Below are 13,429 nucleotides of genomic sequence, written 5' to 3'. Positions count from 1 at the left end.
GGCCGTTCAGCTCGGCGCGGCGCCGGCCCACAGGCCGGCGAGGAGGGCAAGGCCGAGCACGAGGACGAAGGCTCCGGCAAGGACCTCGAGCCCCCCGACGATGCGCGCGCCCGTGAGGCCGCGCCCGCCTGCGAGCCGCAGCGCGAGTGCCTTGGCGAAGACGGCGAGGGCCGCGAGCGCCCCGGTCGTCAGGGCCGTGCCGAGCGCCATGGCGAGCGTCGCGGCGACGCCGGCGGCGAAGAGGCCCTGCGACAGGGCGAAGACGAGGACGATGAGCGCCCCCGAACAGGGGCGGATGCCGGCGGCGATGGCGATGCCCGCCATCTCGCGCCAGTCGCGCATCCGGTCGAGCGCCTCCGGCGGGGGGATGTGCACGTGGCCGCAGTCGTCGTCGCAGGATGCGGCGCCGGCCTGCGGCAGGCCGATGGCGACGAAGCGGCCCGCCTTGCGCCACAGCACGGCGGCCCCCATCAGCGCGACCGCGGCGAAGCTCGCGAGTTCCACGAGGCGCGCGGTTTCGTTGATGGAACGCGCGGTGGCGTTGAGCGCGAGGGCGAGCACGGCGATGAGCGCGATGGCGACCAGCGCCTGCACGAGGGCGGCGGCGAAGCTGAGGCCGACGCCCCGCTTCAGCGAGCGGCCGCTGGCCACGATGTAGCCGGAGATGACGCCCTTGCCGTGGCCCGGACCGGCGGCATGGAAGACGCCATAGGCGAAGCCGATGGCGACGAGGCTCCAGAAGGCGGCGCCATCCTGTTTCATCGCCTGCACGGCGGCGGTGAGCTGGCGGTAGTACTGGCTCTGGACGGCGAGGATAAAGGCGCCGAAACCCGTCGGTTCGGGGGCGGCCTCGCGCAGGCCGGTGCCGAAGGGGTTGCGCGCCGGCGGCGCAGGTGTCGCGCTCCCCTGCAGGAGGTGGGCGATGAGCGCGAGCACGCCCGCGACCACCGCCACAGCGACGATCGCCACGACGAGCCGGCGCGCCACGAGGCGCGGCCCTGCCGTCGCTCCTGCCAGGCCGAGGCTCGTCACGGGCAGGCCACGAGCACGCGGTTGGCGAAATCGGCCCCGAAGGTCGAGTTCGCGCTGAGGTTCTCGAAGAAGCTCTCCGACAATTCCTGCATCTTGGCCGGATCCGGCGTCTTCGGGCGGGTGACGTTGGTCTTGCAGCCGCTCGGGCCGCCGGCGAGCCGCACGGCGTCATCGCCCTCCGCCATGGCGAAGGAGACGAAATAGGTCGGGTCGTAGACCTCGAGCGACAGCAGCTTGTCGGCGCGCGCGGGCTTCGCCGTGGGCAGCGTGAAGGTGAGCGTCAGGGCGCCGTTGTCGTAGGTAAGGCCGTAGTCCCTGGGGTCGGCGAAGGCGACCTTGGCGCCGTTCGCCTTGGCGACCGTGAAGTAGTCGTACTCGTTGAGGGATTCGACGTTGACCTCGGCGAGTTCCTTGAGCTCGTCGGGCGAGATCTTGCCGTCTCCGTCCTTGTCGAGGCCCTGCACGGCGAAGGCCGAATAGGCCGCGTCGAAGGTCCAGACGTGGCGCACGCCGGTCATCTCCCCCTTGCCGTCATAGAGCACCTCGCTGCGCGCCGTCACCCAGACATGCGGATGGGCGGCGGCGGGTGCTGCGGCGAGCACCGTGATGAGGGCCGCTGCGATCGCGGCGGCAGGGCGTTTGATCATCGGGGTCATGTCGCCGTCATTTCATCCGAGCGAGCGCAAAGCGTTCCGTCGAGCCTCGGTCGACAGGGTTAACCATTGCTTGCGATCTTGCACGCAGGTGCGAGAGCATCGCTTCCGTTTCTATCACATGTCGGTGCGAGTGGGGCGAAATGGAGGCGCCGGTGAGTTGGGAAGCGCCTCCAACTGGAACCATTCTCATCTCGTTGACGCGGATTCGGAATTATGTCAGCATTACTGACATATCGACATGGCCAAGACCGGGAAACAATCCGGCGGCAAGCGCGTCCGAGGGGGCGCCAGGAGGAGGATCGGCATGGGCCAGCCCGCCATTCCGCTTAGGGACGTGTCGCTCGACGACAAGTACGACCTGACGAAGAGCAGCGTCTTCATCACCGGCACGCAGGCGATCGTACGCCTCATGCTGATGCAGCGGGAGCGTGACCGGCGGATGGGCCTCCATACCGCCGGTTTTGTTTCCGGCTATCGCGGCTCGCCGCTCGGTGGCCTCGACCAGCAGTTCGAGCGCGCCAGGCGCCATCTCGACCCGGCGGGAATCGTCTTCCAGCCCGGCCTCAACGAGGATCTCGCCGCGACCGCCGTCTGGGGCACGCAGCAGGCCGAGATGCGCGGCGAGGGCAAATACGACGGCGTCTTCTCGCTGTGGTACGGCAAGGGCCCGGGCGTCGACCGCTCGGGCGACGTCTTCCGTCATGCCAATATGGCCGGCACGTCGAAGCATGGCGGCGTCGTCGCCATCATGGGTGACGACCACACGGCCGAATCCTCCACCGTGGCGCACCAGACGGAGTTCAACTTCGTCGACATGATGGTGCCGATCCTCAACCCGGCCGGCGTGCAGGAGCTGATCGACTACGGCCTCTACGGCTATGCGCTCAGCCGCTTCGCCGGCACCTGGGTGGCCCTCAAGGGCATGAAGGACACGGTGGAATCGACCGCCATCGTCGACGGCTCGCTGGACCGGCTCGACATCGTCCTGCCGGAAGACTTCGTTCTGCCGCCGGGCGGGCTCAACATCCGGCCCTTCGACAACATCCTCCAGCAGGAGGAGCGGCTGCACGAGTTCAAGCGCGAGGCCGTGCTCGCCTTCGTGCGCGCCAACAGGCTCAACCGCATCATCACCTCGGGTGGGCGCAACCCGAAGATCGGCATCGTCACCGTCGGCAAGAGCTATCTCGACGTGCGCCAGGCGCTCGAGGACCTCGGCATCGACGAGGTCCGCGCCAACGACCTCGGCATCCGCCTCTACAAGATCGCCTGCCCGTGGCCGCTCGGCCGCGCCGACCTGCTCGACTTCGCCCGCGGCCTCGACATGGTGATCGTGGTCGAGGAGAAGCGCTCGCTCATCGAGGTGCAGCTGCGCGAGGAGCTCTACGGCACGGCCGACCAGCCGATCTGCGTCGGCAAGAAGGACGAGGAGGGCAACTGGCTCTTCCCGGTCAAGGGCGCGCTCGACCCCAACGACATCGCCATCGCGGTCGGCGAGCGCGTGCTGCGCTACCACCCGAGCGAGGAACTCGCGGCGCGCGTCGCCCGCATCAAGGAGTTCCAGCGCGCCCTCAAGGAGGCGCCGGAGATCGCCAACCGCCTGCCGCACTACTGCTCCGGCTGCCCGCACAACAGCTCGACGGTAGTGCCGGAAGGCATGCGCGCCTATGCCGGCATCGGCTGCCACTACATGGTGCAGTGGATGGACCGGCGCACCGACGGCTTCACCCAGATGGGCGGCGAGGGCGCCAACTGGATCGGCGAGGCGCCGTTCTCCAAGCGCGGCCACGTGTTCCAGAACCTCGGCGACGGCACCTACAACCATTCGGGCATCCTCGCCCTGCGCTGGGCCATCGCGACGAAGACCAACATCACCTACAAGATCCTGTTCAACGACGCCGTCGCCATGACCGGCGGCCAGCACCACGAGGGCAGCCTCACGGTGGACATGATCGCCCGGCAGGTGCGCGCCGAAGGCGTCGAGCGCATCGCCCTCGTCTCGGACGAGCCGCACAAATATCCGGCGACCATCGCGTGGCCGGCGGGCATCACCTTCCACCACCGCGACGATCTCGAGGCCGTGCAGCGCGAGCTCGCCGAGATCCCCGGCGTCACCGCGCTCATCTACGACCAGACCTGCGCGGCCGAGAAGCGCCGGCGGCGCAAGAAGGGCGAGTTCCCGGATCCCGACAAGCGCGTCATCATCAACGAGCTCGTCTGCGAGGGCTGCGGCGACTGCGGCGTCAAATCGAACTGCGTCTCGGTGCAACCGCTGGAGACCGAGTTCGGCCGCAAGCGCCTCATCGACCAGTCGAACTGCAACAAGGATTTTTCCTGCGTCAACGGCTTCTGCCCCTCCTTCGTCACCGTGCATGGCGCGCAGCTGAAGAAACCGGCTCCGGCCAAGGTGAAGGAGAGCGCGGATGACTGGGGGATGCTGCCCGAGCCGGAGCTGCCGGACTTCAACGGCCGGCCGTGGAACATCATCGTCACCGGTGTCGGTGGCACGGGCGTCGTCACGATCGGCGCCATCCTCGGCATGGCGGCGCATCTCGAAGGCAAGGCCTGCGGCATGATCGACATGGCGGGCCTCGCCCAGAAGGGCGGCGCCGTCTTCAGCCACGTCCGGCTGGCCGAGAAGCCCGAAGACATCCACGCCATCCGCGTCTTCGCCGGCGAGGCGGACCTCATCCTCGGCTGCGACCTCGTCGTCACCGGCATGAAGAAGGTGCTCGCCGCCATCCGGCAAGACGGCACCACCGTCGTCGTCAACACGGCCGAGGTGCATCCGGGCGAGTTCACCCGCAACGCCGACTACCACCTGCCGAGCGAGCGCATCAAGCGGGCCATCGCGGCCGCTGCCGGCGAGGGCGTCGCCTTCGTCGACGCGACCGGCATCGCCAACGCCATCCTCGGCAACGCCATCGCGGCCAACATGTTCATGCTCGGCTTCGCCTACCAGCGCGGCAAGGTGCCGGTCTCGGCCGCGGCGCTGGAGAAGGCCATCGCGCTCAACGGCCAGGCGGTCGGGCTCAACAAGGCGGCCTTCCTGTGGGGCCGGCGTGCGGCGCTGGAGCCGGCGCGCATCGAGCAGCTCGTGGCGCCGACGCGCGAGGCGACGCCAGCCCGGCACATCTCGCAGACGCTCGACGAGATGGTGGAGCGGCGCGTCGACTTCCTCACCGCCTACCAGAACAGCGCCTATGCGGCGCGCTACGCGGCGCTCGTCGAGCGCGTGCGCGAGCGCGAGACGGCGGTGAAGCCCGGCGCGACGGCGCTGGCGACGGCGGTGGCGCGCTATCTCTTCAAGCTCATGGCCTACAAGGACGAGTACGAGGTGGCGCGGCTCTATACCGACGGCAGTTTCGAGAAGCAGGTGAGGGCGACCTTCTCCGGCGAGAACCTGCGCTACGAATTCCACCTCGCGCCGCCGATCCTCGGGCGCAAGGATGCCAAGGGCAACCCGAAGAAGACGAGCTTCGGCCCGCGGATGCTGCCCGTGTTCCGCCTGCTCGCGAGGCTCAAGGTGCTGCGCGGCACGGCGCTCGATGTCTTCGGCTATACCGCCGAGCGGCGCACGGAGCGGCAGCTGATCAAGGGTTACGAGGCGCTCGTCGCGGAGCTCACGCAGGGTCTCACGCAGGAGAACCACGCGCTCGCCGTCGCCCTCGCCTCGATCCCCGAGAAGATCCGCGGCTTCGGCCACGTCAAGCTGCGCCATCTCGAGGCGGCGAAGAAGGAGGAGGCCGAGCTCATCGAGCGCTGGCGCGCCGGCGAGCCGCCGCTCGCCATGGCGGCGGAATAGGCCGCGCTCACCGGTGCAGGCCGAGCCCCTTGAGGGCGCGGTCGACATCATTGCGCGGCCCGTGCACGGAAAAGCCCGCAAGATCGAGCTCCGGGCTCGGCACGGCGGCGACGGCGGCGCGGTTTGCCGCGTCGTGGCCCGTCGCGAACAGCTGCTCGGTGAAGACGGCGAGGCCGAGGCTACGCGACCAGGCCCGCTCGTAAGCGGCCTTGAGCGCAGCGCCGTCCGCGGCGGTCAGCACGACCACGGGCTGGCCGAACATCGACCAGTATTGCCGGCCCGAGCCGTCCCGATAGGGCTCCCCGATGGTGCCGGGCCTGCCGGCGGCGATGCCGCTCGCGAGGAAGGCGACCATGTTGAGCTTCTGCCAGACGGCGAGATCCTCGCGCACGGCAATGGCGATCTTGGTGTCGAACTTCATGTGATCCCGGCTCTCCTGCCTCTTCGTTGGGCTGTCGTGTCCAGGATCGTTTCCGGTTGCGCCCCGCGTCTTGTACGCTGGTGCGGCGAGGAGAGATGGTCTTGCAACAGGCAACTGCCGACGACTGGTTCCGAACACGGCGCGACGACACGCGCGGCGCCGAGGCGCTGCAGGCCGGCCTCAGCCGGCACGCCTACGGCCGGCACGCGCATGCGACCTATGCGGTCGGCTTCACGGAGCGGGGATCGCAGAGCTTCTGGTGCCGCGGCGCCCGGCACCGGACGCAGCCGGGCTCCGTCATCCTGTTCAGCCCCTTCGACCTGCATGACGGCCATGCGACGACCGACGCGGGCGTTGTCTACCGCATGCTCTATCTGGCGCCGGAGCCGTTATCGGCCGCGCTCGCCGAGCTCGGCCCCAGGCACGAGATCGGCTTCCGGGATGTGGTGGCGGAGGATCCGCCGCTTGCCGCCGCGCTTTTCGCCTATGCGCACGAGCTCGACGCTGGGGATGATCCCTTCGCGGCGGGGGAGCGCTACCTCGGGCTCGCCGCCACGCTCATGCGTCACGCCGGGCGGCGCGGCCGGGCGGAGGATGCAGGCCATGGAGCCATCGCCCGGCTCGCCGCGCGCATGCGGGAGGAGATGGCGGAGCGGCTGACGATCGAGGCGCTGGCCGAGGGAGAAGGGCTCGGGCGCTTTCAGCTCATCCGTGCCTTCCGGCGCCGCTTCGGCCTGCCGCCGAGCGAATATCTGCGCGCCATCCGCCTGGAGGCGGCCAAGGGCGCGCTCGCCCGCGGCATCCCGCCCGCCGAAGCGGCGGCGGAGGCTGGCTTCACGGACCAGGCCCACCTTACCCGGCTCTTCAAGCGCGCCTACGGTTTGACCCCGGCGGCCTATGCGCGGCAGGCCGGTGTGCCGCGCCTGCCGCGGCGCACCTGACCGTTGCGGTCTTGCGTCACTTGATCAGGGCGAGCGCTTCTTTGAAGCGCGGGTGCTCGCAATCCTGCAGCCATTCGAAGACGACCATCTCGCTCGTAACGATCTCGACGCCGTGGCGGGCGAGCCGGTCGAGGGCGGCGGCCTTGCTCGCCGGCTGGCGCGAGCCGATGGCGTCGGCCACGACGATGGGGGCGAAGCCGTTCATCTTGAGGCCGAAGGCCGTCTGCATGACGCAGACGTGCGCCTCCCAGCCGGCGATGAGCACGGTGTCGCGGTTCTCGTCGAGGGCATCCTGCAGTTCGCTCTGGCGCGAGGCGTCGAAGGCCGTCTTGGCGATGACGAGCTCCGGCAGGTCGCGCAGGGCTTCGATCGTCGGGCCGAGCCCCTGCGGGTTCTGCTCGCTGGCGATGACGGGCACGTCGAAGAGCCGGGCGGCGAGCGCGAGGCGCCGCGCCGCAGCGACCGTCTCCATGGCGCCTGAAATGGCGGGGGCGAGGCGGCCCTGAAAGTCGACGAGGAGAAGGCAGGAGCGTTCGGCTTCGATGATCATCGCAGGATGGTTCCCCCAAGGTTCACCCGGTTTCTGCCGCCAAGGTTCCATTCCCGACGAGGCTGGACAAGAGGACGAAAGAAGGGAGACGCAAGGCCGAGCCCCCGGGCGGCGCACGATGCTTCGCTTGGCCGGCAAGCCTCTCTATAGTGTGCCGGCGACGCGGCCACGGACAGTGTCTTGATCACGACCGAGCATCTTCTTTCCATTGCGCGCTGGGCGCATGATCTTTCCCCGGCCGAACGGGAGCGGGCGGCGAGGGGCATCGTCGAGCGCAGCTTTGCGCAGGGAGAGTATATCTGCCATCAGGGGGACCGCTTCGACAGCTGGTCCGGCGTCGTCAGCGGCCTCGTCAAGGTCAGCACGGTGTCCGACACGGGCAAGGCCGTCACCTTCACCGGCATGCCGGCGGGCGGATGGTTCGGCGAAGGCACCCTGCTCAAGGACGAGCAGCGCAAGTACGACCTCGTCGCCATCCGTGCGACGCGCCTTGCGCTGATGAACCGGGCGACCTTCCTCTGGCTGTTCGACAACAGCGTCGCCTTCAACCGCTTCCTCGTCCATCAGCTCAACGAGCGGCTCGGCCAGTTCATCGCCGTGCTCGGCTATGACCGCATGCTCGACGCGCAGGCGCGGCTCGCGCGCGGCCTCGCCTGGATGTTCAACCCGGTGCTCTATCCGAGCGTCGGCAGCTATCTCGACATCAGCCAGGAGGAGCTCGGGCTGCTCTCCGGCCTGTCGCGCCAAATGACCAACAAGTGCCTCCGGGCGCTCGAGGACGAGGGCCTCCTGAAGATCGAGCACAGCGGCGTGCGCATCATCGACCTGCGCCGGCTGGCCCGCTACGGCGAATGAGGCCGGATGCGAATCGCCGCACGATTTCTGCGGATCGCTCCCAGGTGATATTCGTTTTTCCGCACAGAATGCTGCGACGCCAAACAGGTCCCGCATGACGGAGGAACGGGACGAAATGGACAAAAAAGGCGGGGAAAACGGTCGGCACAAGCCGGCATCCCAGCCAACACGGGCCTGACTTGTCTGTCAAGCGGATGCTTGCGGAGATGCGGCCCTCCGCGCACTATTCGAGCATCAACGAGAGCCGGCAAAACCCGGCCTGTAGGGAAACGCCATGGCCGATGGGGCCGAAGGGAGGAACGTGCCGTGACAGCGGTCGATTCCGTGCGGGCGGACACTTTCGCCAAGCTTCTGGCGCACAACGCGGCGGTGCGCGGCGACCGGCCGGCCTTCCGCCACAAGGATCTCGGCATCTGGCAGACGTGGACGTGGGCCGAGGTCTACGAAAACGTGCGCTGCCTTGCGGTGGGGCTCGAGCGGCTCGGCCTCAAGCACGGCGAGGCCATCGCCATCGTCGGCGCCAACCGGCCGAAGCTCTACTGGACGGTGATGGCAGCCCAGATGCTCGGGGCGGTGCCCGTGCCCGTCTATGCCGACGCCGTGGCGGACGAGCTCGCCTATGTCCTCGCCCACGCCGAGGTGAAGTTCGCGGCGGTGCAGGACCAGGAGCAGGTCGACAAGATCCTCTCCGTCTCCGAGCGCCTGCCCCTGCTGCGGCACATGATCTACGACGAGCCGCGCGGCCTGCGCGACTACGACCATACGCGCCTCCACCCGATGGCCGAGGTCATCGCAGAGGGCGAGGAGGCGCTGAAGGATCCTGCGGTCTCATCCTGGCTCGACGGCATCATGGCCGCCGGCAAGGGCTCGGACGTATCCATCATCCTTTACACCTCGGGCACGACCGGCCGCTCGAAGGGCGTGGTGCTGACGGCGGAGCGCTGCATCGCCGCGGCGCGCGACACGGTGACCTTCGACAAGCTGGGTGAGAAGGACGAGGTGCTCGCCTACCTGCCGCTCGCCTGGGTCGGCGACCATTACCTCAACTATGCCCAGGGGCTCGTCGCCGGCTTCTGCATGGCCTGCCCGGAATCCGCCGAGACGGCGATGCAGGACCTCAAGGAGATCGGCCCGACCTTCTATTTCGCGCCGCCGCGCGTCTTCGAGCAGATCCTGACTCGCGTCATGATCCGCATGGAGGATGCGGGCGGGCTGAAGCGGCGCATGTTCCATTACTTCATCGGCGTCGCGAAGCGCTATGGCGAGAAGATCCTCAACGGCGAAGACGTGCCGCTCGGCGGGCGATTGCTCTACGGGCTCGGGCGGCTCCTCGTCTACGAGCCGCTGAAGAACGTGCTCGGCTTCTCGCGCATCCGCGTCGCCTATACGGCGGGCGAGGCGATCGGGCCGGACCTCTTCTCCTTCTACCGTTCGCTCGGCCTCAACCTGAAGCAGCTCTACGGCCAGACGGAGGCCTTCCTCTACGTCACGGCCCAGCCCGACGGCGCCATCAAGCCGGACACGGTCGGCCCGCCGATGCCCAATGTCGAGATCCGCCTCTCCGAGAGCGGGGAGGTGCTGTTCCGCTCGCCGGGCATGTTCACCGGCTATTTCAGGGATGAGGAGAAGACCAGCGAGGTGCTGACCGAGGACGGCTTCATCAAGACGGGCGATGCCGGCTTCTTCGACCCCGCCGGCCACCTCAAGATCATCGACCGCGCCAAGGACGTCGGCAAGCTCAACGACGGCTCGCTCTTCCCGCCCAAGTACATCGAGAACAAGCTGAAGTTCTTCCCCAACGTGAAGGAGGCCGTCGCCTTCGGCCACGAGCGCGACTACGTCTCCTGCTTCATCAACATCGACCTCACCGCCGTTGGCAACTGGGCCGAGCGCAACAACGTGGTCTACGGCTCCTACCAGGAGCTCGCCGGCCATCCGCTCGTCTATGACATGCTCGAGAAGAACGTCGACGAGGTGAACCGCTCCCTCGCCGCCGAGCCGATGATGGCCGGTGCGCAGATCCGCCGCTTCCTCATCCTGCACAAGGAGCTCGATGCGGACGACGGCGAGCTCACGCGCACGCAGAAGGTCAGGCGCGGCTTCATCGCCGAGCGCTACGCGCCGCTCATCACGGCGCTCTACGACGGCTCGCGCGAGGCCGACATCACGACCGAAGTGACCTTCGAGGACGGCCGCAAGGGCACGATTTCGGCGCGCGTCAAGATCCGCGACATGCGGATCTATCCCGCCGCGGCGAAGGAGAAGGCCGCATGAGGGCGCCCGACATGGATGCCGGTGTCACGGCCGGCGACGTCCTGCTCGCCGTCGAGAACGTTTCCCTGCGCTTCGGCGGGGTCAAGGCCATCACGGATGTCTCCTTCGACATCCGCAAGGGCGAGATCCGCGCCATCATCGGCCCGAACGGCGCGGGCAAGACGTCGATGCTCAACGTCATCAACGGTTTCTACCACCCGCAGGACGGGCGCATCACCTTCAAGGGCAGGACGCGCTCGAAGATGCGCCCCTATGTGGCGGCGAGCCAGGGCATCGCGCGCACCTTCCAGAACGTCGCGCTCTTCAAGGGCATGACGACGCTCGACAACATCATGGCCGGGCGCACGCTGAAGATGAGGCGCGGCTTCTTCTGGCAGATGCTGCGGCACGGGCCGGCGATGGCCGAGGAGATCGAGCACCGCAAGGTGGTGGAGGAGATCATCGATTTCCTCGAGATCGAGGCCATCCGCAAGGTGCCGGTGGGGCGGCTGCCCTACGGCCTGCAGAAGCGCGTCGAGCTCGGCCGGGCGCTCGCCATGGAGCCGGAGCTGCTGCTGCTCGACGAGCCGATGGCGGGCATGAACCTCGAGGAGAAGGAGGACATGTGCCGCTTCATCCTCGACGTCAACAGCCAGTTCGGCACCACCATCGCGCTCATCGAGCACGACATGGGCGTCGTCATGGACCTCTCGGACCGCGTCGTCGTGCTCGAATACGGCCGCAAGATCGCGGACGGCGTGCCCGACGAGGTCAAGAGCAACCAGGCCGTCATCGACGCCTATCTCGGCGTGCCGCACTGAGGGCGTATTGATGGACATCCTGTACAACATCTTCATCGACCCCTTCGTGCAGATGGGCTCGGCGCCGGACCTTCTCGTGCAGACGCTGTGGGAGGGGCTCGTCTCGGGCGTGCTCTATGCGCTGATCGCGCTCGGCTTCGTGCTCATCTTCAAGGCTTCGGGCGTCTTCAACTTCGCCCAGGGCATCATGGTGGTGTTCGCGGCGCTGACCCTCGTCGGACTCTACGAGGCCGGCGTGCCGGCGATCCTGGCGCTCATCCTGACCATCGGCGTGATGTTCGTGCTCGCCGTCGGCGTCGAGCGCATCGTGCTGCGCCCGCTCGTCAACCAGCCCGACATCATCCTCTTCATGGCGACCTTCGGGCTCACCTATTTCCTCATCGGCTTCGGCGAGCTCGTCTTCGGCGGCAACCCGAAGGTGATGATCACCGACCAGCTCTACCTGCCGCGCGGCTCCGTCGAGTTCGAGATGCTCGGCGGCTTCGTCAGCCTGCAGAAGATCGACATCACGGCGGCGGTCATCGCCTCGATCATGGTGGCCTCGCTCGCCGTCTTCTTCCAGAAGACGCGCATCGGGCGGGCGCTCAGGGCGGTCGCCGACAGCCACAAGGCGGCGCTGTCGGTCGGCATCTCGCTCAACCAGATCTGGATCATCGTCTGGTTCACCGCCGGCATCGTGGCGCTCGCCACCGGCATCATGTGGGGCGCGCGCTCGGAGGTGTCCTTCGCGCTGCAGATCATCGCGCTGAAAGCCCTGCCGGTGCTGATCCTCGGCGGCTTCACCTCGGTGCCCGGCGCCATCGTCGGCGGGCTCATCATCGGCGTCGGCGAGAAGCTCGGCGAGTTCTACTGGGGGCCTCTGGTCGGCAGCGGGATCGAGAGCTGGCTCGCCTATGTCATCGCCCTCGGCTTCCTGCTGTTCCGGCCGCAGGGCCTGTTCGGCGAGAAGATCATCGAGCGGATTTGAGGAGGCGGCATCCGTGTTCTACCGCGAAGCAGGCCAGTTCAAGACGAACTATGCCGCAGACATGGCGGTCTTCCCGATCCTGCAGGACAAGATCGGCATCGCCCTCATCCTCACGCTCGCCCTCGTGGTCATCCCGCTCGCGGGCAACGCCTTCTTCCTGTCGGTGGTGATGATCCCGTTTCTCATCTTCGCGCTGGCGTCGATCGGGCTCAACCTCCTGACCGGCTACACCGGGCTCCTGTCGCTGGGCACGGCCGGCTTCATGGGCGTGGGGGCGTTCGCCTGCTACAAGCTGACGACGATCTTCCCCGGCGTGAACATCATCGTCTGGATCCTCACCTCGGGCCTGTTCGCCGCGGCCGTCGGCGTGTTCTTCGGCCTGCCGTCGCTGCGGATCAAGGGCTTCTACCTCGCGGTGGCGACGCTTGCCGCGCAATTCTTCCTGCAGTGGTGCTTCATCCGCATCCCGTGGCTCTACAACTACAACGTCTCGGGCGCGATCGAGGTGCCGACGCGGACCCTCTTCGGCATCCCGGTGACGGGCCCCAATGCCTCGCCCGAGATGCGCTACTACGTCGTCCTCGGCATCGTCATCCTGCTGACGTGGGTCGCCTCGAACCTCGTCCACGGCCGCATCGGCCGCTCGTGGATGGCGGTGCGCGACATGGACATCGCCGCCGAGCTCATGGGCATCAAGCTTTTGCCGACGAAGCTGCTCGCCTTCGCCGTCTCGTCCTTCTACTGCGGCGTCGCCGGCGCGCTGATGGTCTTCCTCTGGTACGGCGGCGCCGAGCCCGAGGTCTTCTCCATCAACCAGTCCTTCCTGATCCTCTTCATGGTGATCATCGGCGGGCTCGGCAGCCTCACCGGCTCCTTCTTCGGCGCGGCGCTCATCTACATCCTGCCCATCGTGCTGCGCGGGGCGCCCTCACTCGTCGGCCTCAACATCGGGGCCGCCACGGTCGAGCACCTGACGTTCATGATCGTCGGCGCGCTCATCATCTTCTTCCTGATCGTCGAGCCGCACGGACTGGCGCGGCTCTGGCAGACGGGCAAGCAGAAGCTCAGGGTCTGGCCCTTCCCCTACTAGCGCGGCAGGACCGGGAACGAGCCGGACAAACGGACGGGCGC

At 67.8% G+C, this 13,429-nt stretch carries 11 protein-coding genes; 7 read left to right on the top strand and 4 right to left on the bottom strand.

What is annotated here, in order from left to right; translation table 11 throughout:
• Positions 1 to 6 precede the first annotated feature (6 nt).
• Together AL346_RS03490 and AL346_RS03485 are read right to left on the bottom strand one after the other, a co-directional pair.
• Complete coding sequence (locus AL346_RS03490; protein ID WP_019404281.1) at positions 7 to 1,032, bottom strand: nickel/cobalt transporter; 1,026 nt, start codon at positions 1,030 to 1,032, stop codon at positions 7 to 9.
• On the bottom strand, positions 1,029 to 1,679 hold the full coding sequence (locus AL346_RS03485; RefSeq protein WP_245258955.1) for a DUF1007 family protein: 651 nt from the start codon (positions 1,677 to 1,679) through the stop codon (positions 1,029 to 1,031). Before AL346_RS03485 ends, AL346_RS03490 begins: the two co-directional genes overlap by 4 nt.
• A 313-nt stretch (positions 1,680 to 1,992) precedes the next feature.
• Here AL346_RS03485 and AL346_RS03480 point away from each other — a divergent pair, with 313 nt between their 5' ends.
• Positions 1,993 to 5,490 carry an indolepyruvate ferredoxin oxidoreductase family protein gene (locus tag AL346_RS03480; RefSeq protein ID WP_019404283.1) on the top strand — a complete coding sequence of 1,166 codons (3,498 nt, stop codon included), beginning with the start codon at positions 1,993 to 1,995 and terminating at the stop codon, positions 5,488 to 5,490.
• Between the two features lie 7 nt (positions 5,491 to 5,497).
• Here AL346_RS03480 and AL346_RS03475 read toward each other — a convergent pair whose 3' ends face one another.
• Entirely contained in the window at positions 5,498 to 5,911 is a 414-nt protein-coding gene (locus tag AL346_RS03475) for a DUF2000 domain-containing protein (protein WP_019404284.1), read from the bottom strand.
• Between the two features lie 101 nt (positions 5,912 to 6,012).
• On the opposite strand from AL346_RS03475, the gene AL346_RS03470 reads away from it, so the two are divergent.
• On the top strand, positions 6,013 to 6,852 hold the full coding sequence (locus AL346_RS03470; RefSeq protein WP_197286597.1) for an AraC family transcriptional regulator: 840 nt from the start codon (positions 6,013 to 6,015) through the stop codon (positions 6,850 to 6,852).
• Positions 6,853 to 6,868: 16 nt separating this feature from the next.
• Here the strand turns inward: AL346_RS03470 and AL346_RS03465 are convergent, their stop codons facing one another.
• Entirely contained in the window at positions 6,869 to 7,402 is a 534-nt protein-coding gene (locus AL346_RS03465; RefSeq protein ID WP_019404286.1) for an isochorismatase family protein, read from the bottom strand.
• A gap of 180 nt (positions 7,403 to 7,582) precedes the next feature.
• Here AL346_RS03465 and AL346_RS03460 point away from each other — a divergent pair, with 180 nt between their 5' ends.
• From AL346_RS03460 to AL346_RS03440, 5 genes are all read left to right on the top strand, one after another.
• Positions 7,583 to 8,257, top strand: a complete 675-nt coding sequence (locus tag AL346_RS03460) for a Crp/Fnr family transcriptional regulator (RefSeq protein WP_019404287.1) — start codon at positions 7,583 to 7,585, stop codon at positions 8,255 to 8,257.
• Positions 8,258 to 8,563: 306 nt separating this feature from the next.
• Positions 8,564 to 10,531 (top strand): AMP-binding protein, encoded by a 1,968-nt coding sequence (locus tag AL346_RS03455; RefSeq protein WP_019404288.1) that lies wholly within the window; start codon positions 8,564 to 8,566, stop codon positions 10,529 to 10,531.
• Positions 10,528 to 11,331 carry an ABC transporter ATP-binding protein gene (locus AL346_RS03450; protein WP_019404289.1) on the top strand — a complete coding sequence of 268 codons (804 nt, stop codon included), beginning with the start codon at positions 10,528 to 10,530 and terminating at the stop codon, positions 11,329 to 11,331. Before AL346_RS03455 ends, AL346_RS03450 begins: the two co-directional genes overlap by 4 nt.
• 10 nt (positions 11,332 to 11,341) lie before the next feature.
• Complete coding sequence (locus AL346_RS03445; protein ID WP_197286596.1) at positions 11,342 to 12,298, top strand: branched-chain amino acid ABC transporter permease; 957 nt, start codon at positions 11,342 to 11,344, stop codon at positions 12,296 to 12,298.
• A 13-nt stretch (positions 12,299 to 12,311) separates the two neighbouring features.
• Positions 12,312 to 13,388 carry a branched-chain amino acid ABC transporter permease gene (locus AL346_RS03440; protein ID WP_019404291.1) on the top strand — a complete coding sequence of 359 codons (1,077 nt, stop codon included), beginning with the start codon at positions 12,312 to 12,314 and terminating at the stop codon, positions 13,386 to 13,388.
• Positions 13,389 to 13,429: the final 41 nt, after the last annotated feature.

It is taken from the genome of Chelatococcus sp. CO-6, from assembly GCF_001271345.1.
Lineage (GTDB): Bacteria > Pseudomonadota > Alphaproteobacteria > Rhizobiales > Beijerinckiaceae > Chelatococcus_A > Chelatococcus_A caeni.
This window is presented reverse-complemented; position numbering and strand designations above follow the sequence as displayed.

Excerpts from the sequence above, each read along its gene's own strand:
- AL346_RS03485 (WP_245258955.1), bottom strand. The coding sequence starts at position 1,679 with ATGATCAAACGCCCTGCCGCCGCGATCGCAGCGGCCCTCATCACGGTG.
- AL346_RS03480 (WP_019404283.1), top strand. The coding sequence starts at position 1,993 with ATGGGCCAGCCCGCCATTCCGCTTAGGGACGTGTCGCTCGACGACAAG.
- AL346_RS03475 (WP_019404284.1), bottom strand. The coding sequence starts at position 5,911 with ATGAAGTTCGACACCAAGATCGCCATTGCCGTGCGCGAGGATCTCGCC.
- AL346_RS03465 (WP_019404286.1), bottom strand. The coding sequence starts at position 7,402 with ATGATCATCGAAGCCGAACGCTCCTGCCTTCTCCTCGTCGACTTTCAG.
- AL346_RS03450 (WP_019404289.1), top strand. The coding sequence starts at position 10,528 with ATGAGGGCGCCCGACATGGATGCCGGTGTCACGGCCGGCGACGTCCTG.
- AL346_RS03445 (WP_197286596.1), top strand. The coding sequence starts at position 11,342 with ATGGACATCCTGTACAACATCTTCATCGACCCCTTCGTGCAGATGGGC.